This window comes from Hydrogenophaga sp. FW305-3-2-15-A-LB1, from assembly GCF_058787875.1.
This window is the reverse complement of the sequence record NZ_JBYTAE010000001.1, coordinates 1-21,883: the sequence shown is the minus strand read 5'-3', so window position 1 is coordinate 21,883 and position 21,883 is coordinate 1. Positions and strand designations below refer to the sequence as shown.

Sequence of the window (21,883 nt, the reverse complement as noted above, 5' to 3'; positions counted from 1 at the left end):
CCCTGTGCCAACCGACACGACAGACCCCGCGACCGACAACATTGCCACCCAGTTGGCCGCCTTTGCACACGGTCTCAAGCCTGGCATGTTGCCCGCAGTCGTGGTGGAACAGGCCAAGCTGCTGATGCTCGACGCTCTGGGCATCGCCCTGGCCTCGTCTCAGCACGACTTCGCGCACTGCGCTTACCGCGGCTTGCGCGCCCTGGGTGGCGCGGGTGACAGCGCCGTCATGGGCGCCTTTGCACCCCTGCCGCTGCGCGATGCGGTGCTGATGAATGGCATCCTGGTCCACGGGCTGGACTTCGACGACACCCACCCCGGCGCGATCACACACCCCAGTGCCAGCGCCTTTCCGTTGGCGCTGGGTCTGGCAGCGCAACGGCATGCCACGGGGCCCGAGATGATCACGGCCTATGTGCTCGCGATTGAGGTTGCTGCCCGTCTGGGTGCGGCGGCCGGGGGCGGCTTCCACGACGTTGGCTTTCATCCGACCGGCCTGGTGGGAGCTTTTGGGTGCGCGCTGGCGGCCGGCAAGCTGATGGGGCTGGATCAGGTGGGCCTGGAGCATGCGCAAGGCGTGGTGCTGTCGATGGCATCCGGTAGCATGGAATTTCTGAGCGACGGCGCCTGGACCAAGCGCATGCACCCGGGCTGGGCCGGTGTCAGCGGGCTGACCGCCACGGCGCTGGCCGGTGCCGGTTTTCGGGGGCCTTCACAGCCTTATGAAGGGCGCTTTGGTCTGTACGCCAGTCACTTGGCCGCGCGCGGCTTGTTGGCCGATTTGTCGTTGTGCACGCGCGGCTTGGGCGAGCGCTGGGAGCTGCTCGAAGTGGCGGTAAAGCTGTACCCAACCTGCCACTTCACGCACGCCAGCATCGATGCCGCGCTGGCGCTGCGGGCGACGGGGCTGCGTGCCGAGGAGGTGGCATCGGTGCAGGTGCTGCTGCCGCCAGGGGTGCACCCGGTGGTGTGCGAGCCGGTGGCGGCCAAGCGACGACCGGCCAACGTCTATGAATCGCAGTTCAGCATTCACCACCTGGTCGCGCTGGCCCTGCTGCGCGGCGAGCTGGGGCTGGCCGAACTGGATGCCGCCAACCTGAGCGACCCGCAGGTGCAGGCGCTGGCTGACCGCATCGAACACGCGGCCGACCCCGATGCCGATTACCCCACCTTCTTTTCCGGCGAACTGCACGTGCGCACGAACGACGGGCGCGAGCTGCGCTGGCGCGAGTCAGCGCACCGCGGCGCACCGGGCCGGCCGATCACGGCCGCTGACATCGAGGCCAAATTCATGGGCAATGCACTACTGGCATTGCCGCGCGATCAGGCGCTGCGCCTGCGCGATGCGCTGCTGTCGGCCGATCGCGCCGAAGACGCCGCCACTCTGGCGCATACCCTGACCCATTCCAACACCTCCGGATCCCTTTAATGACTACCAGCCCGCCCATCGCCTTTGATGCGGAAAAAGAAACTCTGGTGCTCGACGCCGTCGAGCGCTTTGTCGACCGCGAGATCAAGCCGGTGGCGCAGCGGCTCGAGCACGCCGACGAATGGCCGGCCGACATTGTGGCCGGCATGCGCGAGATGGGCCTGTTCGGCTGCATCATCCGCGAGGAATATGGCGGCCTCGGCCTGTCGGCCAGCACCTATGCCAAGGTCGTGGAGCGCATCGCGCGGGTATGGATGTCGGTTTCGGGCATCATCAACTCGCACCTCATCATGGCCGCCTGCGTGCAGCGCAACGGCACCGAGGCGCAGCGTCAGTGTTTCCTGCCGCGCTTTGCCAGCGGCGAACTGCGCGGCGGGCTGGCGCTGACCGAGCCCGACTGCGGCACCGACTTGCAGGCGGTGCGCACGGTGGCGCGCCGCGACGGCGACCACTACGTCATCAACGGCACCAAGACCTGGATCTCCAACGGCGTCCATGGCCAGGCCTTTGCCGTGCTGGTCAAGACCGACCCCGCAGCGCAACCGCGCCATCGCGGCATGAGCCTGTTCATCTGCGAAAAAGGCCCCGGCTTCACGTCCACTCGCAAGCTCGAAAAGCTCGGCTACAAAGGCATCGACAGCGCCGAGCTGGTGTTCGACAACTTTCGCGTGTCGGCCGCCAACTTGGTCGGTGGCGTGGAAGGACAGGGTTTCAAGCACGTGATGGGCGGACTGGAACTTGGGCGCATCAATGTGGCTGCGCGCGGCGTGGGTGTGGCGCGCGCCTGCCTGGAGGAGTCGGTAGCCTATGCCCAACTGCGTCGCACCTTCGGCAAGCCGATCTGCGAACACCAGGCGATCCAGCTCAAGCTGGCCGACATGGCCACTCGGGCGGAGGCGGCGCGTCTGCTGGTTGAACAGGCCGCGCGGGCTTATGACGCTGGCCAGCGTTGCGACATGGAAGCCGGCATGGCCAAGCTGTTCGCCAGCGAGGCGGCGGTCGAGAACTCGATGGAGGCCTTGCGCATCCACGGGGCTTATGGCTACTCGAAGGAAATGAACGTCGAGCGCTACTACCGAGACGCGCCTCTGCTGTGCATTGGCGAAGGCACCAACGAATTGCAGCGCTTGATCATTTCCGCCCAGCTGGTGGAGCGCAGCCCGATCTGATGTATCGCCTGGGGCGGCGCCTCAACTCGGCGGTGAATGAACCCCTCGGAGGAAAATTTCTTGAACAACCTGCTGTCCGCTTTCCGGTTCGCCGCCCTGCCCGCCGGGACGAATTCATTTCGCGCCGAGGTAAAGGCCTTTCTCCAATCCAGTTTTGAGCCAATGCCCGCCGACATCCGGGCCCGTTCATGGATGGGTTTCAATGCCGCTTTCAGCAAGAAGCTGGCCGCACGGGGCTGGGTCGGCGTGACCTTGCCAGCGCAATACGGTGGCGCCAGCCTGGACGCCTTCTCGCGCTTCGTGCTGGTGGAAGAACTGCTGGCCGCCGGTGCCCCGGTTTCCGCACACTGGATCGCCGACCGCCAGAGCGGGCCCCAGATCCTCAAGTTCGGAACCGAGGCGCAACGCCAGTTCTATCTGCCCAAAATTTGTGCCGCCGAGGCCTTCTTTTGTATCGGCATGAGCGAGCCCAATGCCGGCTCCGACCTCGCCAGCGTTGGCACACGGGCCAGCCGCTGCGAAGGTGGCTGGCGTTTGAACGGCCACAAGATATGGACCACCAATGCGCAGCACTGCCACTACATGATCGCGCTGGTGCGCTCGTCGGGCGAGTCGCAGGATCGGCAAAAGGGCCTGTCGCAGTTCATTGTCGACTTGGCATTGCCCGGCGTGACGGTGCGCCCGATCCGGGATCTAACGGGGGACGCGCATTTCTCAGAAGTGTTTTTCGACAACGTGCTACTGGCCGACGACGCGCTGATCGGCAATGAAGGCAGCGGCTGGGCGCAAGTCAATGCCGAACTGGCCTTCGAGCGCAGCGGCCCGGAGCGGGTGTACTCCAGCATCGTGCTGCTGGAGCACTGGATCACCTGCCTGCGCAATACACCGGCGGTCTCGGCCCATGCCGCCACCATCGGGCGTTTCGCCACGCACCTGGCCACGCTGCGCAACATGTCGATCGCCGTCACGGCCAAGCTCGTCAACGGGGAAAGCCCGTTGGTCGAAGCGGCCTTGGTAAAGGATATAGGCACCGAATTCGAGCAGAGCATTCCCGCCGTGATCGGAGCCGCCATCGCTATGGACCCGGACGCCCTGGTCGATGCCGAGTTGTACCGCGCCGTGGCTTATGTAAGCCAGATTGCGCCCACCTATTCCCTGCGCGGCGGCACGCGCGAGATCCTGCGCGGCATGATCGCGCGCGGTCTGGGCCTGCGTTGAAAACGAGAGCATTCCATGTTTGCACAAGCGATTGAAGATATCCTCGAGGATCAGTGCACGCCCGCCGTGGTGCGCGCGATTGAGGCGGGCGGCTCGACCGCTGCGCTGTGGCAGGCGCTGCAAGGCGCCGGCTTCCTCGAACTGCTAGCGTCCGAGGACGCTGGCGGTGCCGGCCTCCCGCTGGCCGATCTGTTCCCGATACTGTGCAGCTTCGGCCGCTACACGGTGCCGGTGCCGGTGGCTCAGACGATTGTGGCGCGAGCGCTGCTGGGGTCGCAGTTTGCGATGCCCAACGGCATGATTACGCTGGGCGCTGCGTTGCGGCGCGAGGCCGATGGCGCCATCGTGTGCTCATTCACACCTTACGGCCGGGTGGCCGATTTCGTGCTGGCCCAAGATGGTGATGCCTTGTTGCTGCTGCCTTGCGCAGCGGCGCAGCGTGAAGCAAGCGGCGTGCATGGGAGCCTTGCCGCCAACCTGCGCTGGCCCGATGAGCGCATCGCGACGCACGTGCCCGGCGCTGGCCCACTGCTGCCGACATTCGCCGCGGCCTTGCACGCCGCCCTGCTCAGCGGGGCCATGACACGGGTCTTCGAAATGACACTCCAATTCTGCAATGACCGCATCCAGTTCGGCAAAACCCTGGGCAAGTTCCAGGCGGTGCAGCACCAGTTGAGCGTCATGGCCGAACATGTGGCTGCTGCCTCGATAGCCGCCGAAGCAGCGTTCCGTACCGACACGACCACGCCCTCCTTGCTCGCCGCTGCCATGGCCAAATCCCGCACCAGCGAGGCGGCGGTGCTGGTTGCCTCCATTGCCCACGCGCTGCACGGTGCCATTGGCATTGCCGAAGAATACGATCTGCAATTGCTGACCCGGCGTTTGCATGAATGGCGCATTGCCCATGGCTCGGAAGCGCACTGGAACGCATTGATCGGCAATAGCGTGCTGGCTTCAGACGCGTCTATTGCCGATTTTGTACGGTCGGTTTAGCGGGCGAGCGGCCTCGCCAGCCCAGCCACTACCCTGCCAGCTTGCCCTGCAGCTCGGTCACCGCCTCCGGGTTGACCAGCGAGGACAGGTCGCCCGGACCGTCGCCCCGGTACACGGCCCGCACGACGCGACGCATGATTTTCATGTTGCGTGTTTTGGGCAGGTCGCTGACCAGCAGCACCTGTCTGGGTCGGTAGGAGGCGCCCATGCCATGGACAACCGCTTGAGACAGTTCAGCTTGCAGCGCCGCGTCCGCCGCCACGCCGGGCATGGGCACGCAGACGCAGACGATGGCCGAGCCCTTGATCTCGTCGGGCACGCCGATCACTGCCGCCTCTGACACCTTGCCGGTGCCGGTGAGCAGGGTTTCAATCTCCGACGGGCCGGTGCGCTTGCCTGAGACCTTGATCGTGTCGTCGCTGCGGCCGAGGATGTAGAACAAGCCGTCCGCATCGTGCATCGCAAAGTCGCCATGCACCCAGACGCCGGGCAGCGTGCGCCAGTAGCTGTCGAGGTAGCGCTCGTCGTCGCGCCACAGGCTCTTGGTGAAGCCGATGTTGGGGTTGCGCAGCACCAACTCGCCGACCTGGCCCGCGCCGACCGGCTGACCGTTGTCGTTCACGATGTCGACCCCGGCGCCAAGCCCGCGCGCGCCGAACGAGCCTGGTCGCAAGGGGTGGTGCAGGGTGCCGGTGAAGTTGCAGCCGCCCACCTCGGTGCCGCCGACAATGTTGAGCAACGGCAGACGCTCTTTGCAGATGTGCTTGAAGAACCAGCGCCAGGGCGCCTCGGTCCATGCCTCGCCACCGGAGCAGGTGATGCGCAATGCAGACAAGTCGTAGCTTTCGACCTCTGTGTCGCCGTAGCGCATCAGGCTGCGGATCAGCGTGGGCGCGACACCCAGATAGGTGACTTTGTGATCCTGCACCAGACGCCAGAAGCGTCCTGTGTCGGGGTAGTCGGGCGTGCCTTCGGCCACCAGCAGGCTGCCGCCGAAATAGCTCGGGATGCAGGCGCACATGGCACCCACCATCCAGCCCATGTCGCTCATGAAGAAGAAGCGGTCGCTCTGCTTGAAATCGGCGCAGATGTGCATGTCGCGCGTGACCATCGAGCCCAGGAAACTCACGTGGGTCCAGATGCAGCCCTTGGGCTTGCCGGTGGTGCCCGAGGTGTAGAGCAATACGGCGGGTGCCTCGGCGGCCATCTCGGCGGTCGGCATGTCACGGGGTTGGGCGGCGACCAGGCTGGCCCAGTCGTGGTCGCGTTCCGGCGTCATCGGGCATGGGGACGCTTCACCCAGGTGGCGCAGCACCACCACGTGCTGCACGCTGGGTACCTCGCGCAGAGCTTCGTCCAGCACCGACTTCATGACGCCGGGGGTGCCGCGTCTCCAGGTGCCATCCACCGTCAGCACCGCCTTGGCTTGTCCGTCGTTCAAACGGGCGACAATGGGTTGCGGCCCGAAGCCCGAAAACAAGGGCATCAACACGGCGCCGATCTTCAGGACCGCAAAGAACGCGACAAAGGTCTCCGGCAGGTTGGGCATGTACAGGCCGACCCTGTCGCCCCGAGCAATGCCCAGCGACTGCAACGCTCCGGCCAGGCGGCAAACCTCGGCATCAAACTCGCGGTAACTCAAGGACTTGCGGTTTTTCGGGTCTTCGCCCTCCCACACCAGGAAAGGCTGGTCCCACACCGGCGTTCCGCGGTGCCGGTCCAGGCAGTTCAGCACGATGTTGGTGGTACCGCCGACACACCAGCGCGCCCACTCGATGCCGCGCGAGGTGTCAAGCATCTGCGTGTAAGGTTGATAGAAGCGCATGTCGCAAAACTCGAACACCTCTTGCATCAACCAGGCCGGATCGGCATCGGCGCGAGCGCTCAGGTTCTCGAAGCTCGATTCGCCCACTTTGTGCAAGAAGGCGGTCAGGTTGGACCGCGCCATCAGTTCAGGAGCGGGCTTCCATTCAAACGGTTGTTTGGTAGAATTCATGCTGCCATCCTATCCGAACGTCGTATGGGAGTCCAGCGGTGCAAGTCTCACCGCGTCGTTTCTTCTCCGTAGCTCTACGCAGTCAGAAAGGCAGTCCGTCCGTGCATGTTGATGAAGCGATTCGCAGTCGAAAATCGGTCAGGCGGTTTCTACCCACGTCCGTTCCTTCCTCGGTTGTGCAGCACATTTTGAACGTGGCGGCGCGAGCCCCGAGTGGCAACAACGTGCAGCCGTGGAAGGTGTATGCGGTGGCGGGCGAGTCCCGGCAGCGTCTGTGCGATGCCTTCATTGAGGCGGCCACGCACGAGCCAGACCGCCACCAGCCTGAATACGCCTACTACCCCACCACCTGGGTCGAGCCCTACCTGGATCGTCGGCGGCGCTGCGGTTTTGGCCTGTATGCCAGCCTGGGCATCGCCCGCGACGATGCGGCGGCGCGCGCGCATCAGATGCTGCGCAACTACCTGTTCTTCGACGCGCCGGTGGGCCTGCTCGTCACGCTCGATCGCCGCCTGAACACCGGCAGCTTCATGGATCTGGGCATGTTCATCCAGAACATTCTGGTGGCCGCCCGCGCACAGGGCCTGCACACCTGTGCGCAGGCGGCGCTTGCTTGGTACCACAAAGTGGCGCGTGCCCAACTGCCTATCAGCGACCACGAAATCCTCGCTTGCGGCATCGCCCTGGGACACGAGGACCTGTCGGCCCCGGAGAACGCCTTCATCACCGAACGAACCGATGTGGAGACGTTTTCCAGCTTCCATGGTTTCGACGCGGCTCGCTGAGCTCACGCGCCAGCGATTGAACCTTTGATTCATTCCGACAAGCACACCCAAAGGAGCCGAGCGATGATTCTGCACACTGCTGAGACCTTGAAGCGTTACACCGAAAGCGGCCACTGGGGCCGGCGCACCCTGCTCGATTTGCTGCGCGAGACGGCGGCCAAGGCGCCGGAGCGGCCCGCCGTGGTCGACCCGGCTGATCGGCCTGATCTGACCGGAACAGCAGCACAGAACCTGAGCTATCGGGAGTTCGCCGCGGCCGTCGACGCCATCGCGACCGGGCTGCTGGACATGGGTTTGCGCAAGGATGAAATCGTCGTCGTGCAACTGCCCAACGTATGGGAACTGGTTGCCATGTTTCTTGCGGTCAGCCGCGCCGGCGGCGTGCTCTCGCCGATGCCGATTCAGTGGCGCGACAACGAGTTCCAGAATGTCAAGAAACTCACCGAGGCGCGCTTCTTCTTCGGGATGCGCGATTTCAAGGGTGCCGATCAACTCGCCATCGCCGAGAAGACCGGATTTGTCGCGCTGCCGATCGAGCGTATTGCCGAGATGGCGCGTGGTGCGGCCGACGTGGCCAGGCTCGACGCCATCGGTGTCGACGCCAACGACATTTTCAGCCTATGCTGGTCGTCCGGCACCGAAGCCCTTTCCAAGGGCTGCCCGATGTCTCACAACAACTGGCTCTTTCAGATGAACCTGATCCCGCTGACGGCCGGGCTGCACGAAGGGGACCGGGTGCTGGCGACCGCGCCGGTGGTCAACATGACCGGTGTGGCGACCTGGCTGGCTTCGCTGGCCATCGGGGGCACGACGCTCTTGCATCACCCGCTGAACATGCCGCTGCTTCTCAAGCAGTTGATGCATGACCAGGTGCATTTCACCCTGCTGGTGCCTGCCCTGCTGAACATGATCCTCAAGTTGCCCAACGTCGATCAGCTTGACTTCTCCAGCGTGCGCTGCATCGCCTCGGGTTCGGCGCAACCCTCGCGCTGGAGCATGGAGGAGTTCAAGCGGCGCTGGAACATCGAAATCCTGCACGCCTGGGGACAGACCGAAGGCACCGCGGTGTTTGCAGGGGCGCGAGACGTGCCCGATTTCGCCAAGCGGGCAGATCACTTTCCGTGGTGGGGTCGCCCGGGCGTCGAGTGGCCCTCGGACATCCAGGGTGTAGAGATGAAGCTGCTCGATGAGAGCGGTGCAGAATGCACGCAGCCCGGCCAGGTGGGCGAGCTGGTCTACCGCGGACCCAATGTGTTTGCTGGCTATTACCAGCGGCCGGACCTGGCGATAAGCACGTTCACCCCCGACGGCTTTTGCCGCACAGGTGACTTTTTCATCGTGCGGGACGTTCACCACATCGGTTTCTTTGACCGCAAGAAAGACATCATCATTCGCGGTGGCTTCAACGTTAGCGCAGCCGAGGTCGAGAACCTGGTTCTCACCCATCCCGGCGTGCAGGAGGTGGCGGCGGTGGCGGTGCCCGACGAGATCATGGGCGAGAAGACCTGTATCTTCGTCGTTCCGAAGGACAAGGCCCAGCCGCCGGCGCTGGAGGATATCGTCGGCCACCTGAAGCAGATCGGCGTGGCGGCTTACAAGCTGCCCGAGCGCATCGAGTACCTTGACGCCATCCCGCGCAACCCGGTAGGAAAAATCCTGAAGGCAGAACTGCGCAAGCACCTGCGCCCCGCGGCTGCCTGAGCCCACTCCGACCCACGAACCCAGTTATGGCAAACATCAAATCCGCACCCTCGTCGCATACGCTTCGCGGTAAAACCGCGATCATCGGTGCGGGCATTTCCGCCGTCGGCCGCGTGCCGGGCAAGAGCGCGCTCGCGCTGGCCGCCGACGCAGCGGGCAAGGCGCTGGCCGAGGCCGGCATCGGCAAGCACGAGGTCGATGGCGTGCTCTCAAGCTCCGCCTTTGCCTCGCCGTTCCACCGCTTCAGCGTGGCTTTCAGCGAATACCTGGGCATCCAGCCAACGTTTTCCAACACGCTGCAGGTCTCCGGCGCCACGGCGGCCACCATGTTCAACATCGCCGCCGCCGCCATTGCCGGCGGCCTGGCCGAGACGGTGCTGGTGGTGGGGGGCGACAGCCTGCTGACCGGTCTGTCCCCCGACCTTGCCCTGCGCTCGATGACCGAAAGCCGGGACCAGCAATACGAAATGCCCTTCGGCATTCCCGTGGCCAACACCTTCGCCATGACCGCGCATCGGCACATGAAAGAGTTCGGCACCACCTCCGAGCAGTTTGCCAAGGTGGCGGTGATCCACCGCGAACACGCACGCCGCACGCCGGGGGCGCAGATGACCGATCCGCTGAGCGTCGATGACGTGCTGAATTCCGGCTGGGTGACAACGCCTTACCACAAGCTCGACTGCTCTCTCATCTCCGACGGCGCAGCAGCCTTCATCGTCACGTCGGCCGAGCGCGCCAGGGCGCTGGGAATTGCCAAGCCCATTTACATCCTCGGCGGCGGCGAATGCTACACGCACGAGCACATCTTCCTGATGCCCTCGCTGACCACCACGGGCGCGGTGCAGTCGAGCGCCAGGGCCTACGCCATGGCGGGCTGCGGGCCGAAGGACATCGACGTGGCCGGGGTCTATGACTGCTTCACCGGCACGGTGATCATGATGCTGGAGGACCTCGGGTTCTGCCCCAAGGGCGAAGGTGGGCGCTTCGTCGAGGACGGGCAGATCACCTACGGCGGAGCCATCCCCTGCAACACCCATGGCGGCCTGCTGTCGTTTGCGCACTCGGGCATGCCGGGCTCGCTGTTTCATTTCTATGAGGTCGTCAACCAGCTGCGCGGAAGCTGCGGTGAACGCCAGGTCGCGGGTGCTGAACTTGGCATGGTGCACAGCCTGGGCGCCGGTTTTGCGACCAACGCCACCACCATCCTGGGAACGGAGGCCACGCTGTGATCAACCCAAAAGACGCCCACCTCAAGCCGCAGCCGATGCCGGATGCGGATTCGGAAATCTATTGGCGCGGCATTCAGGAAGGCGAGCTGCTGCTGCAGCACTGCCTTGCGTGCGGCCACGTGCAGCTCTACCAACAGGCGATCTGCCGTGAGTGCGGTAGCGAGCGCCTTGATCACCGCGCCGCCAGCGGTCGCGCCAAGGTGTATTCGTTCAGCGTGGTCCACCGGGCGCCCGGCCCGGCCTTCAAGCAGGACACGCCCTATGCCGTGCTGCTGGTAGAACTCGAAGAAGGTCCGCGGATGATCAGCGCCTTCGTCGGTCCAGATCCTTCGGTGGTCACCTTCGACATGGCTGTCGAGCTGGTTTGCGAGCCCGTCGGGGGCGGTGTGTCGCTGCCGCGATTCCGGGCGGCCGGACTTCAAGCGTGAAACACGCGTCTTCGCGTGCCATCTGAGGAAATGACCCATCCAAAAGCGACATTTCGCTGGCCCCATTTCGCTGCGTCGTCCTCCCAGGCGGTAGTCGAGGGGGCGCCCCCTGACCTGACCACGGCCACGGTTGCGCGGCGGGCGATTGAGCCCTTGTCAATGCATGATCGGATCGTGGCAATCGTTGCGCCGGTCGGTTATGGCAAGATGCCATTGACACGAGCCATCGGCCCCCAGTGTCTGGCGCATGAACATGGACAGCGTAACTGTGGGCGCGTATGGCCGTTCACGGTGTTCGGGCCGCAGCGCTTCTGTGGCCTGCAGCAGTTCCTCGCTGGTCAGTACGTTGAAGAACTCCACTGCACCGGTCGATCCTGAGCGCGGCGCAAGGCGGCTGCGGCGTTGATGCAAATCGGCTCGCATTTTACGACCCATGGTGGCTAGCCTAAGGAAAGATGGTTTGGATGCTTCGTAACCAACCCTCCTATCGGTCAAGGCAAGGGTCAGCCACCTCTTTGCTTTCAAGCACTTACGCGCGTTTGCGATGACCGGCGCGCCAAGGTAAGTTCTATTCGGATTAACCCTGAATTTTCTTACCATGGTTAAGTTCGGTGCATTGCCTGTTCGGTTCTTGAGCGCCATTCGTTCATGGACCGGCGTATCTGGCCGCAGCGATGGACCTGTGGAAGAACATGCGCACGGGCAAGTTCAGGTGTCCAAGTGTCTGGCCGCGATGTAAGCGAAGGTCATGGCCGGGCCGATCGTGATGCCTGCCCCCGGGTAGGCTCCGCCCATGACGCTGGCCATGTCGTTGCCCACGGCATACAGGCCCTGGATCGGCGTGCCGTCCGTCGCGCGCAGCACGCGCGCGTGCTCATCGGTCTGAAGTCCCTGGAACGTCCCCAGGTCGCTGGGTTCCAGGCGCACCGCGTAAAACGGTCCCCGCTCGATAGGCGCCAGGTTGGGATTGGGCTTGCAGGAGGGATCGCCGCCGAAATGGTTGTAGACGTTGGAGCCCTTGCCGAAATCGAGGTCCTTGCCGTCACGGGCGAACCCGTTGTAGCGCTTCACGGTGCTGTCCAGGGCCGCGGGTTCGATGCCGAGTTGACTCGCCAGCCCGGCCAGGGTGTCGCCCCGGATCAGGTACCCGCGGTCGACGTAGCGCGTGATCGGCATGGGAAAGGGCGGCACCACGCCCATGCCGTAGCGGCGGATCGTGGCGTGGTCGCAGATCAGGAACGCCTCGACGCGGGCATCGTTCGCACAGGCCTTCACCATGGCGGGGACGAAATCGTGGTAAGAGTCCGCTTCGTTCGCGAAGCGCTGGCCCCGGCGGTCCACCGCGATGAAACCGGGCTTGCAGCGATCGATGAAGTGGGGGTATGGCGTGAACGTGCCGTCGCCGTTGGGCAGATTGGACACGGGCGTCCAGGCCGCGGGATTGGAGGCCCCCTTGGAAAACCCCGCACCATGTGCCTGTGCCAGTTGCGCCCCGTCACCGGTGTTGCCGGGTGGGGCCAGGCTGACGTGGTTCTTGCCCTGGGCCACGTGCGGGTAGCGCTCGCGGCGCCACGCGTCGTTGCGGGGGAAGCCGCCGCTGGCCAGGATAACGCCCTTGCGAGCGACCACCTCGACGGTGCGGCCGTCGCGGCGCACCAGGCCGCCGCTCACCCGGCCGTCCTGTTCGATTAGGCGCACCAAGGGTGAGCCCGTCCAGAGCGGCACACCCTTCTCGAACAGCGACAGCGCCAGGCGCGCCACGAGCGCGTTGCCATTGGCGATGGCGGTGCCCCTCGGCCAGCTCAGGCGATCGCGCGCGTAACGAGCGAGCATGCACAGGACGTGAACACCCGAGCGCAGGGAGCGTGTGGCATTGAAGAGGTGAGGGATGTCCGAGCGCGAGACGGACATGCCGCCGAACAGCATCATGGTTGTGATCGGGACCCGCAGTTCCCGAAAGCGCTGGCCCAGCCGGCGGCCATCGAAGGGCTCCGGCAACAGGGAGCGCCCGCCACTCGATGCGCCGGGACGCAGGGGGTGGTAGTCGGCCCAGTTCGGAATCAGCTGGTAGCGCACATGGCTGCGCGCCAGCATGTGGTCCAGCATCCGGGGTGCGTTCTCGACGAACGCGCGGGCCTTGGGTTCATCGAAGAACTCACCAGCTTCTTCCTTCATGTAGGTCAAGGCGTCCTCGGGAGAGTCCTTCAAGCCGGCCTGCCTGGCCAGGCTGTTGCCGGGAATCCAGATCACCCCCGCGGAGTAGGCCGTGGTGCCGCCGAACACCGGCTCTTTTTCCGCCACGATGACATCCAGCCCGCTGTCCGCCGCGGTGAAAGCCGCCGTCAAACCGGCGGCGCCGGAGCCGGCAACCAGCACATCACACTCGATCTTTTCCATGCTTGTGGTCTCGTTGGTCATCAAAGGCCCATCAGTTGGGCAATGATGTTGCGCTGGATCTCGTTGGCCCCGCCGCCCACGGGGCCGATGCGCGAGTCTCGGAAGAAGCGCTGCATGTCGTGCTCCATCATGTAGCCGGCCCCGCCCATGATCTGCATGCCCAGGTTGGCGCAGTCGAAGTCGTTGTCGGTCGACACCACCTTGGCCATCGCGGTCTCGATTCGCGGCTCGACACCGGCATCCAGCATCTCCGCCACGCGGTATGTCATCAGGCGCGTGGTCTCGGCCTTGATGCGCATGTCGGCGAACTTGTGCGCTATCGCTTGGAACTGGGTGATTGGCTGGCCGAACTGCACGCGCTGCGTCGCGTAGTCCTTGGCGTAGTCGATCACGTGCTGCGTGTTGCCGGCGCCGGCCGCAGCCAAGCACAGGCGTTCCATGTTCAAGCACTTCATCAGGCCGCGCCAGCCTTTATTCTCTGCGCCGATGAGGTTCTCCGCTGGCACTTCCACGTTGTCGAAGAAGACCTCGTTGGCGCGGGTGGTGCGGCGGCCCAGGGTGTCGAGCATGCGGATGGTGACGCCCGGCGCGTCGGCCGGGATGAGCAGCATGCTGATGCCCTTGTGCCCAGCGAACTGGGGGTCTCCCGACGGTCCGGTGCGCACCGCTGTGACCAGGTGGTTTGCCACGTGGGCACAGGTGATGTAGAGCTTCTGGCCGTTGACCACGTAGCGCTCGCCACGTCGCTCGGCCTTGGTGGCGATCGCCGCTGCGTCGGATCCCGCGCCTGGTTCGGTCAGCGCGATAGCCATGCGCAGGCGGCCGTCCATGATGCCGGGCAGGTACGTGCGCTTGAGCTGCTCGCTGCCGTGCAGGGCGATGTGCTGGCCGGCGTAAATGACTGCGGTCAGATAGGCCGTGGCCACGCTGGCGTAGTGGTAGGCCATGGCCTCCACCAGCACCGCGAGGTCCTTGTGCGAGCCGCCCGAGCCGCCCTCGGCCTCGCTGAATGGCAGGCTCATCCAACCAGCGTCGGCCAGCGCCTGGTAGGCCTCGAAGGGGAATTCACCCGCGCGGTCGAGTTCGCGGATTTTTTCCACAGGCAGCTTGGCCTGCAGCAGGTCCAGCACCGAGTCGCGAATCATGCATTGCTGCTCGGTGAAGCCGAAGGTGTTCCAGTCTTGTCGCGCCATGGCGGTGTGTCTCCAGTAGTGAAATGGGTTTAGGCGCGGGTGCGCACCAGGGTCGCGAACAGGCCGGACTGAACCACCTCGTCACGCTGATTGAGGATTTCCATGCGGCGCTTCACCACCCCGGCCTGGCCGTTCGAGGTCAGCCGCTTCTCGGTAACGCTCCAGCGCAGGCGGATGCAGTCGCCGAAAAACACCGGGGCCAGGAACCGCCAGTCCTCCATGCCCAGGAAGGCGAGCGCAGTGCCCTGCAACTGCCCGGCCTTGGCCGATAGACCGGTCGCCACCGAGAGCACCAGCAGGCCGTGCGCCACCCGCTGACCGAGGGGCGAGCGCTCGGCGTAGTGGGCGTCGGTGTGCAGGGGGTTGTCATCTCCCGACAGCGCCGCGAAGGCCAGGACGTCGGTTTCGCTGATGGTTTTCTCCGGCGTGACGACGGGAGTGGCCTGCGGGTCGAAATCTTCAAAAAACCATCCCATGGGCATGTCCTTTTTATGTTCTTTGATGAGGGGCTATGTCGGCCGGCGCACGATCAGGGCGTCCACCGCGACAAAGCGATTGCCGCGCGCCATCACGGGGTTGAGGTCGATTTCGTCGACGTCGTTGCACAGGTCCATGCACATGCGCGAGAAACGCGCCACCAGATCGGCCAGGGCATCGAGGTCGACGCCCGGATTGCCGCGATAGCCCTGGAGCAGCGGGTAGACCTTCAGTCGCCGCAGCATCGCGGCCGCCTGCGACGGGTCGACCGGCGCCAGCTCGGTCGCGACGTCGCCAAACATCTCGATCAGCACGCCACCCAGGCCCACCATCACGAGGGGGCCGAAGACTGGGTCGCGCTTCATGCCCAGCACGAGTTCGAAATCCCCCTTCTCCATCGGTTGCAACAAGAAGCGGCCAGGGCCCGCGCCGGGCGCATGTTCGCTCAGGGACGCCAGCATCTGGTGAGCCGCCCGCGATACCTCGTCGGCGCTCGCCAGGCTCACCCGAACCAGGCCCAGCTCGGTCTTGTGCGCGATGCCGGGGGCGTCGTACTTCAGCACGAGAGGAAGCGGCATCCCCCTGGCCTGTTGCTCCACCTCTCGCACGCTGGCCGCCACCCGCTCCTGCACAACGGGCAGGCCGTACAGCGCCACCAGTTGTTTCGCCACCTGCTCGGTGATCACCTGCGGTTGCTGCCGAAGCAAGGCAAGCGCGGGCGATGGCGCGCCGGCTGGCGCCCCCACGGCGTGCGTGGGCCGTGGCGTATCGCGCCAGCGATGCCAGTCCTGCCAGGCTGCCAGCGTGCGAAAGCAGCGTTCGGTGTCGCGGAAGAAGCCGATGCGCTCGTCGCGCATGTAGGTGATCGCGCCCGGGCCTTCCAGCCAGTGGGGCAGCCAGACGATGCACACGGGCTTGCCGGCCTCGCGCGCCAGTGCCGACACCACCGGGCAGCGCTTGTCAGCGATGACCTGTCCCGCCGTGACCTGCGGCAGCACCAGCACACCGTAGTGGTCGTCACGCAACATCGCGCGCGCGCAGGCCTCGAACGCCTCGGGGCTGTTGAGCACCTGGCCGGTGATGTCACACGGGTTGTGCGGCGAGCCGAACTCCGGCACGGTGGCGTCCAGCACCGCTTGCGCCTCGGCATGGGGTTGCGGCAGATCGATGCCATGGTTGGCGCCTGCGTCCGCGCACATGATGGCGGCGCCCCCGGATGTGGCCATCACCGCCACCCCCGGTGCCACCGGGGCCGGCGCCTTGGCGAAGAAGTCCGCCATTTCAGTCAGTTCGGCGAGTGAATGTGCCCGCACGAAGCCGCCGCGCCGCATCGCCGCCTCGAAGGCCTGCGACGAGCCCGCCAGGCTGCCTGTGTGCGATTGCGCCGCCGCCGCCGCGGCTTCGCCCACCGCGGTCTTGTAGACGATCACCGGCTTGCCCCGCTCGCGCGCGGCGTCGGCCAGCGCCTGCAGGCGTTCGGCGTCACCGGCCGCTTCGAACACGCAAGCCACGCTGCGGCAGTCGGGGTCCTGCACCAGGTAGTGGGCCAGGTCCAGGACGTCGACGTCGCAGGAATTGCCTGCCGTCAGCAGGTGCGTGTAGGCCATGCCGTTGTGGGCGCCCTGCAGCAAGGCGTAGCCCAAAGCGCCGGACTGGCTGACCAGGCCCACGCGGCCCGGTGGTTTCGGCAGTTGCGCATACCCCATCTGGAACAGCAGGCCCGCGCCGAGGGCCACGTGGGCGATGCCCAGGCAATTGGGCCCGAGGATGCGAAGGCCGCTGTCGCGCGCGATGTCGGCCATCGCGTCCTGCAAGACGATGCGTTCGGACAGGCCTGTTTCGCTGAAGCCCGAGGCGTAAACGATGGCGCCGCCGGCGCCGGCATCGGCCGCCTCGCGCACCGCATCCAGCGCGGCTTGCCAGGGCAAGGCAATGACGACGCAGTCGGGCGCAGCCGGCAGGGCCTTCAGGCTGGCGTGGCAAGGCCGCCCGGCCAGTTCGTCGTAGCGTGGGTTTACTAGGTGGATGTCGCTCTGATAGTGGGCCAGGTTCTCCAACGTGCGGTTGGAAAATGAGCCGGGTTTGGCGCTGGCGCCGACGATGGCGATGCTGCGCGGAGCAATCAGACGGTGCAGTTCGTGCGGCGCGTACAGGCGCCGTTGGGCAGAAGGCATGGGAGCGTTGGTGTCAAAGGGGGTCGATAAGGCGGGCGGCAAACAACGGGCCGTCCTCGTAAGTCAGCACCGCCAGTTCGACCTCGCGGTCAAGGAGTCGGGCGGTGGGCGTGTCACCCAACAGGCGCGTCGCAATGCGCAGGCCGGCCCGCAGGTCGATGATGCCGACCTGATACGGTGCCTCGGCCCCGAACACCTTGGGGGCCGCATGGATGGTGGTGGCGGAATAGACCACGCCACGCGGTTCGATGGCCCGCCACTGCACGCTGCGGTGCCAGCAGTGAGGGCAGAAAGGCTTGGGGGGAAAGGACAGGCGATCGCAGGCCGTGCAGTGTGTGGCCATGAAGCGGCCCTCGTCGAGCCCGCGCCAAAACGCGCTGGTGAAGCTCGACTGCGCCGGAGGGTAGGGGCGCGTGCCAGCCATCGGCAGGCGCGGCATGGCGGGCATTTGTGCGGCATCGCTCATGCGGCGGCCTCCAGGATGTGCACCAGCGCTGCGTTGTAGTTGCCCAGTTCGCAGGCGGCCATGGCAATGGCGGCGTCTGGCACCTGGCGCGCACCCGCGCGTCGGGTCAGCTGCTCGAACAATTCCAGATAGGAATAAAGGGGCGTGATGAAGGGCGGGTGTCCGCGCGCGATCAGACCACCCGAGGTGCAGATGGGAATGCGCCCACCCAGGGCGGTTTCGCCGGCCGCCGCCTGCGCGGCGCCGCGCCCGCGCGGCGTCAGGCCCAGGGCTTCGCTGACAAGGACCTCCACGATGGTGCAGGGCGCATACAACTCCGCGACGTCGATGTCGTCGGCCTGAAGGCCTGCAGCTCGATAGGCCTGGCCGCCGGCGCGCACCGCCGCGTTGAAGGCAATCATGTCGGTCGGCACTTCGGATATCTGGTGAGCGCCTTCGTGATGAAAGCCGCGTCCGATCACGCGTGCGTACGGCTTGCCCAGCGCGCGCGCCACCTCTTCGCTGGCCAGCACGATGCAGGCGGCGCCGTCGGACCGGGGCGGCACCTCGTACAGTCCGAAGGGTTCGACGATGGGGCGCTGTGCGAGCACCTCCTCCAGCGTCACCAACTCCTGGTACTGGGCCAGTGGGTTCAGCGCCGCGTGGCGGCGATTCTTCACCGTCACGCTGGCGATCTCGGCCCGCGTGGCGCCGGTTTCGTGCATGTAGCGCATCGCGTCCATCGCGTACCACGAGATCGGCGTGAAGCCGAATGGCGTGTGGAAGGCGACGTCGCCAGTGGCGCGCATCGAGCGGTTCATGTGCTCAGCGCTGCCGATGGCGGTCTCGAAGTTCACGCCGAGTGCCAGCGCCACGTCCGCGCGCCCGGTCTCGATCATCTGCGCCGCCTGGTCGAACGCGAGTCCCCCGGTCATGCCGTTGCCCACCACCTCCATCACCACGCCATTGCTCGGCAGGCGCAGGTAGTTGGCCATAAAGGTGCCGAAGTAGAGCTGCTGGGTGTAGGGCCGCGGGTGGCACAGCACCATGGCGTCGATGGACTCCTTGCTCACGCCCGCCTGGCCGACGGCCTCAAGCACGCAGGCGGCCAGGACCTCATGTTCCAGCACCTGGAGGTCGAGGCCGGGTGCGGTCTGCACCCGACCACAGGGGATGCCGGCGGCGCCGACGATGGTCACTTGCCTGCTCATCAGATTTCCGCGTCTCTCAGGGTTGCTTGAGCAGGCCGGCTCGCTCGACGAAGCGGCGCTCCTGCTGGTACGCCTCAACGGTCCATTTCGTGTATTGCTCGGTCGAGCGATACCAGGGGACCTGATACAGGTTATCGAGGAGGGCCTTGTTGTCCGGCGTCTCCATCGCGGTCTTGAAGGCGTCGTGCAGCCGCTTGACCACTGCACCCGGCATATTGCGCGGTCCCACCAAGCCGTAGGGCGATGAATAGATGATGTCGTAGCCCAGCTCTTTCGAGGTGGGCACATCGGGCAGGCGGGACAGGCGCTCCGCGTCGAAGATGTTGAGGATCCGCACCTTGCGCGCCTCGGCCTGGGTGATCACGCTGCCGACGTTGTTGAGCGTGACCATCACATGGCCGCCCAGCATGGCCGTGGTGGTTTCGCCACCGCCCTTGAATGGCACGTGCACCGCCTGAAAGCCCGCCTGGTGAGCCAGCGCTTCCATCAGCAGATGCAAGGATGAGCCCTGACCGGGGGTGCCATAGGTAAGCTGCCCCGGGTTTGCCTTGGCCCAGACGATCATGTCCTTCAAGGACTTGAGCGGCGAGTCGTCCCGCACGGCAATCGCGAAGGTGTAGCCGCCCAGGCCGATGATCCAGGTGAATTCGTTGAGCGGGTTCCAGTCCACTGGCTGCATGTGCGGCTGGCGCAGCAGGGACACCGTGCTGGCGGCGACGGTGTAGCCGTCGGGCTTTGCTAGGCGGGCCATCTGGACGGGGCCGATGGTGCCGTTGCCGCCAGGCTTGTTCTCGATGACGATGGATTGCCCCAGGCTACGGGACGCCAGCTCGGCCAACTTGCGGTACTGCGCATCCGTGGGGCCGGCGCTGTACGGCACGACGAGCGTGATCGGGCGAGTGGGGAACTCCTGGGCCATTGACGAACCTGCGGCCGTCAGCAGCAGAGATGCAACGCAAATGTGTCTGCGCAAGGGATTCATATCGTCTCCTTTTGTCGTGGTGGATAGCTCCCTCCTGTTGCGAATGCGCCAAGCAGGGGCAGATGACAGGGGTGTATGTGCAAAGTCTGTGCCATCAGTCTGGCATCCCCAAAATCGCCTTCTCGGCTAAAATACGTCCTCAATGACGACACTGGTATGTCCCGTATGAATGCATCAATGAATAGCGTCTCTCATGAAGACATTGCAAGCGCAAGGGAGTCCGTGGGCATCTGGATGCGCGATCTGGAAACCGGCCAGGAGCAATTGCATGGCACCGCGTGCTTGGCATCCATCCGCCGGCAGGTTCTCCCCGAGCTGGAAAAGTGGCTGCAGCGCGGCCTTGACGCGGGCCTGTTCGCCACCGAAGGCGCCACCCCATTGATCGTCGTGGTCTGGCTGGTGGACTCTGCTCAGGTAATGCTCATCAAGCCCGCGGGAGAAGATGACGCATTGATGCGTTTCATAGCCACAGTGCCGTTCGCAGCACCGGTCCTGAACCATATTCTGACCAGCCCGCACGACGCCATCTCGGTCGTCGATTGTGGCGGCATCATGCGCTACATCAGCCCGACACACGAGCGCTGGCTGGGCCTGCGCTCGGGTGAGGCAGTTGGCCGGCCCGCGCACCAGATCATTCCCAACTCGCGCATGGCGGAAGTTGCCGCTTCCGGCGTCGCGGAGATCGGACAACCTTATTCCGCGGACGGCGTGGCCACCCGCATCGTCAGCCGGATCCCGATCCGGGTCGGAGGAGCGGTCGTGGGTGTCGTGGGACGGACCTTGTTCAAGGGGCCCGAGGTCGTGCAGCGCATGTACCGTGAGGTATCGCGCCTGCAGAACGAAGTCACGCGCTACCAGCGAACCCTGGGCGTGATGGCGCCCGAACCGGAGTCACTGGGCCGGCTCGTCGGGAACAGCGCACCGATGCTCGACCTGAAGAAGGAAATCCGGGTCGTCGCCGAACTCGACGTTCCCGTGCTGATCCTTGGCGAGAGCGGTGTCGGCAAAGAGCTGGTGGCGCAGGCCTTGCATGACTTGAGCCCCCGTCGGAAACAGCAGATGGTCTCGCTGAACCTTGCCGCCTTGCCGGCGAGCCTGCTGGAAGCGGAACTGTTCGGCTACGCGCCAGGCAGTTTCACGGGCAGCCACAAACAGGGGCGTATCGGGAAATTCGAACTCGCCGACAAGAGCACCGTGTTCCTGGACGAGATCGGCGACATTTCTGCAGACATCCAGGTGAAGCTGCTGCGGGTGCTCGAGGACTACACAGTCGAGCGGCTGGGTGAGCACCGCTCCCGCAAGGTCGACTTCCGGCTGGTGGCCGCCACCCACCGGAAAATGGACGACCTCGTCGCTTTGGGACAGTTCCGCCTCGATCTGTTCTACCGCCTTGCCGGCGTGACGCTGCACGTTCCCGGTCTGTCCGAGCGGCTGGAAGACATTCCGGAACTCCTGACCCACTTTATTCAGCAGTTCTGCGCTCGCAATCGCTGGGAAGTGCCAGAAGTCCACCCCGAAGTTGCCCCGTTTCTGGCCCAGCAAGCCTGGCCCGGCAACGTGCGCCAGCTGCGCCAGCGCATTGAGGAGGCCCTGGTCTTCTCGGCGCGGCAGACGCTGGAGCGCCGCCATTTCGAACGCCATGGCGCCAGCCGGCAGCCGCGCGTTCATGCCCCAGCGCTGGCCATGGCGGTGCCTTTGGAGAACCCACTGACCATGACGCAGCACATGCAAAAAGCGGTACGCGAGGCGGTAGAGGCTCACGGTGGCAACAAGCAACGAGCGGCCAGGGCACTCGGCATTTCCCGCTCCCATCTTTACCGACTGCTGGGTGGTTGAGGAAGACCTCAATGCACCGAACTTGAGCCAAGTCGACTAGAATCGATGGAGACAAATGCTTGATTTATTTGATTATTTCTTCAATTTCTCCGAACAAGGCAGATGGCCACGGCAAGAAAATTCAAGGTTAACCCTAGATTTGCTCTTATATGGACGCCTCCCAAGTTGCAAGCGCTTTGTGTGTTGGCCGTATTGGCGGGCTGCATTCTTATATCCGGCC

The 21,883-nt window shown here is 65.1% G+C and carries 17 protein-coding genes and 1 pseudogene; 9 read left to right on the top strand and 9 right to left on the bottom strand.

Annotation, left to right across the window (positions count from 1 at the left end):
- Nucleotides 1–4 precede the first annotated feature (4 nt).
- From AC3WPZ_RS00090 to AC3WPZ_RS00075, 4 genes are read left to right on the top strand one after another with little or no spacing between them, the layout of a single operon-like run.
- Nucleotides 5–1,429: an MmgE/PrpD family protein gene (locus AC3WPZ_RS00090; protein ID WP_056278367.1), complete on the top strand. Its 1,425-nt coding sequence runs from the start codon at nt 5–7 to the stop codon at nt 1,427–1,429.
- Nucleotides 1,429–2,598, top strand: a complete 1,170-nt coding sequence (locus tag AC3WPZ_RS00085; protein ID WP_291087787.1) for an acyl-CoA dehydrogenase family protein — start codon at nt 1,429–1,431, stop codon at nt 2,596–2,598. The genes AC3WPZ_RS00090 and AC3WPZ_RS00085 overlap by 1 nt, the downstream gene beginning before the upstream one ends.
- Before the next feature lie 60 nt (nt 2,599–2,658).
- Complete coding sequence (locus AC3WPZ_RS00080) at nt 2,659–3,816, top strand: acyl-CoA dehydrogenase family protein (RefSeq protein WP_291087785.1); 1,158 nt, start codon at nt 2,659–2,661, stop codon at nt 3,814–3,816.
- A 15-nt stretch (nt 3,817–3,831) separates the two neighbouring features.
- Nucleotides 3,832–4,809 (top strand): acyl-CoA dehydrogenase family protein, encoded by a 978-nt coding sequence (locus AC3WPZ_RS00075; protein ID WP_056278375.1) that lies wholly within the window; start codon nt 3,832–3,834, stop codon nt 4,807–4,809.
- A gap of 28 nt (nt 4,810–4,837) precedes the next feature.
- On the opposite strand, the gene AC3WPZ_RS00070 is transcribed toward AC3WPZ_RS00075, so the two are convergent.
- A complete protein-coding gene (locus AC3WPZ_RS00070) occupies nt 4,838–6,805 on the bottom strand; it encodes an AMP-binding protein (protein WP_492437671.1) in 1,968 nt (655 codons plus the stop codon).
- Between the two features lie 38 nt (nt 6,806–6,843).
- On the opposite strand from AC3WPZ_RS00070, the gene AC3WPZ_RS00065 reads away from it, so the two are divergent.
- The 4 genes from AC3WPZ_RS00065 (at nt 6,844) to AC3WPZ_RS00050 (ending at nt 10,948) form a co-directional block, all read left to right on the top strand.
- Nucleotides 6,844–7,590, top strand: a complete 747-nt coding sequence (locus AC3WPZ_RS00065) for a nitroreductase (protein ID WP_345740535.1) — start codon at nt 6,844–6,846, stop codon at nt 7,588–7,590.
- A gap of 63 nt (nt 7,591–7,653) precedes the next feature.
- Nucleotides 7,654–9,291 (top strand): class I adenylate-forming enzyme family protein, encoded by a 1,638-nt coding sequence (locus AC3WPZ_RS00060; RefSeq protein ID WP_291090284.1) that lies wholly within the window; start codon nt 7,654–7,656, stop codon nt 9,289–9,291.
- A gap of 26 nt (nt 9,292–9,317) precedes the next feature.
- Nucleotides 9,318–10,520: a thiolase C-terminal domain-containing protein gene (locus AC3WPZ_RS00055; protein WP_297393936.1), complete on the top strand. Its 1,203-nt coding sequence runs from the start codon at nt 9,318–9,320 to the stop codon at nt 10,518–10,520.
- A complete protein-coding gene (locus tag AC3WPZ_RS00050; RefSeq protein WP_210830019.1) occupies nt 10,517–10,948 on the top strand; it encodes a Zn-ribbon domain-containing OB-fold protein in 432 nt (143 codons plus the stop codon). Before AC3WPZ_RS00055 ends, AC3WPZ_RS00050 begins: the two co-directional genes overlap by 4 nt.
- A gap of 213 nt (nt 10,949–11,161) precedes the next feature.
- On the opposite strand, the pseudogene AC3WPZ_RS00045 reads toward AC3WPZ_RS00050, so the two are convergent.
- The 8 genes and pseudogenes from AC3WPZ_RS00045 to AC3WPZ_RS00010 all read right to left on the bottom strand — a co-directional run.
- A pseudogene (locus tag AC3WPZ_RS00045) lies at nt 11,162–11,383 on the bottom strand (IS4 family transposase); the annotation flags it as partial.
- A gap of 273 nt (nt 11,384–11,656) precedes the next feature.
- Nucleotides 11,657–13,345 carry an FAD-dependent oxidoreductase gene (locus AC3WPZ_RS00040; protein ID WP_210829913.1) on the bottom strand — a complete coding sequence of 563 codons (1,689 nt, stop codon included), beginning with the start codon at nt 13,343–13,345 and terminating at the stop codon, nt 11,657–11,659.
- Between the two features lie 20 nt (nt 13,346–13,365).
- On the bottom strand, nt 13,366–14,538 hold the full coding sequence (locus AC3WPZ_RS00035; protein ID WP_210829915.1) for an acyl-CoA dehydrogenase family protein: 1,173 nt from the start codon (nt 14,536–14,538) through the stop codon (nt 13,366–13,368).
- 29 nt (nt 14,539–14,567) lie between these two features.
- Nucleotides 14,568–15,020: a MaoC/PaaZ C-terminal domain-containing protein gene (locus AC3WPZ_RS00030; protein WP_492437666.1), complete on the bottom strand. Its 453-nt coding sequence runs from the start codon at nt 15,018–15,020 to the stop codon at nt 14,568–14,570.
- 27 nt (nt 15,021–15,047) lie between these two features.
- Nucleotides 15,048–17,189 (bottom strand): acetate--CoA ligase family protein, encoded by a 2,142-nt coding sequence (locus AC3WPZ_RS00025; RefSeq protein ID WP_492437664.1) that lies wholly within the window; start codon nt 17,187–17,189, stop codon nt 15,048–15,050.
- Nucleotides 17,190–17,202: 13 nt separating this feature from the next.
- Nucleotides 17,203–17,655, bottom strand: a complete 453-nt coding sequence (locus AC3WPZ_RS00020) for a Zn-ribbon domain-containing OB-fold protein (RefSeq protein ID WP_210829883.1) — start codon at nt 17,653–17,655, stop codon at nt 17,203–17,205.
- Nucleotides 17,652–18,845: a thiolase family protein gene (locus AC3WPZ_RS00015; RefSeq protein ID WP_210829881.1), complete on the bottom strand. Its 1,194-nt coding sequence runs from the start codon at nt 18,843–18,845 to the stop codon at nt 17,652–17,654. The genes AC3WPZ_RS00020 and AC3WPZ_RS00015 overlap by 4 nt, the downstream gene beginning before the upstream one ends.
- A 16-nt stretch (nt 18,846–18,861) precedes the next feature.
- Nucleotides 18,862–19,827, bottom strand: a complete 966-nt coding sequence (locus AC3WPZ_RS00010) for a Bug family tripartite tricarboxylate transporter substrate binding protein (RefSeq protein ID WP_492437661.1) — start codon at nt 19,825–19,827, stop codon at nt 18,862–18,864.
- Between the two features lie 177 nt (nt 19,828–20,004).
- Here AC3WPZ_RS00010 and AC3WPZ_RS00005 point away from each other — a divergent pair, with 177 nt between their 5' ends.
- Nucleotides 20,005–21,663, top strand: coding sequence for a sigma-54 interaction domain-containing protein (locus tag AC3WPZ_RS00005; RefSeq protein WP_247656070.1), 1,659 nt, complete (start codon nt 20,005–20,007; stop codon nt 21,661–21,663).
- Nucleotides 21,664–21,883 lie beyond the last annotated feature (220 nt).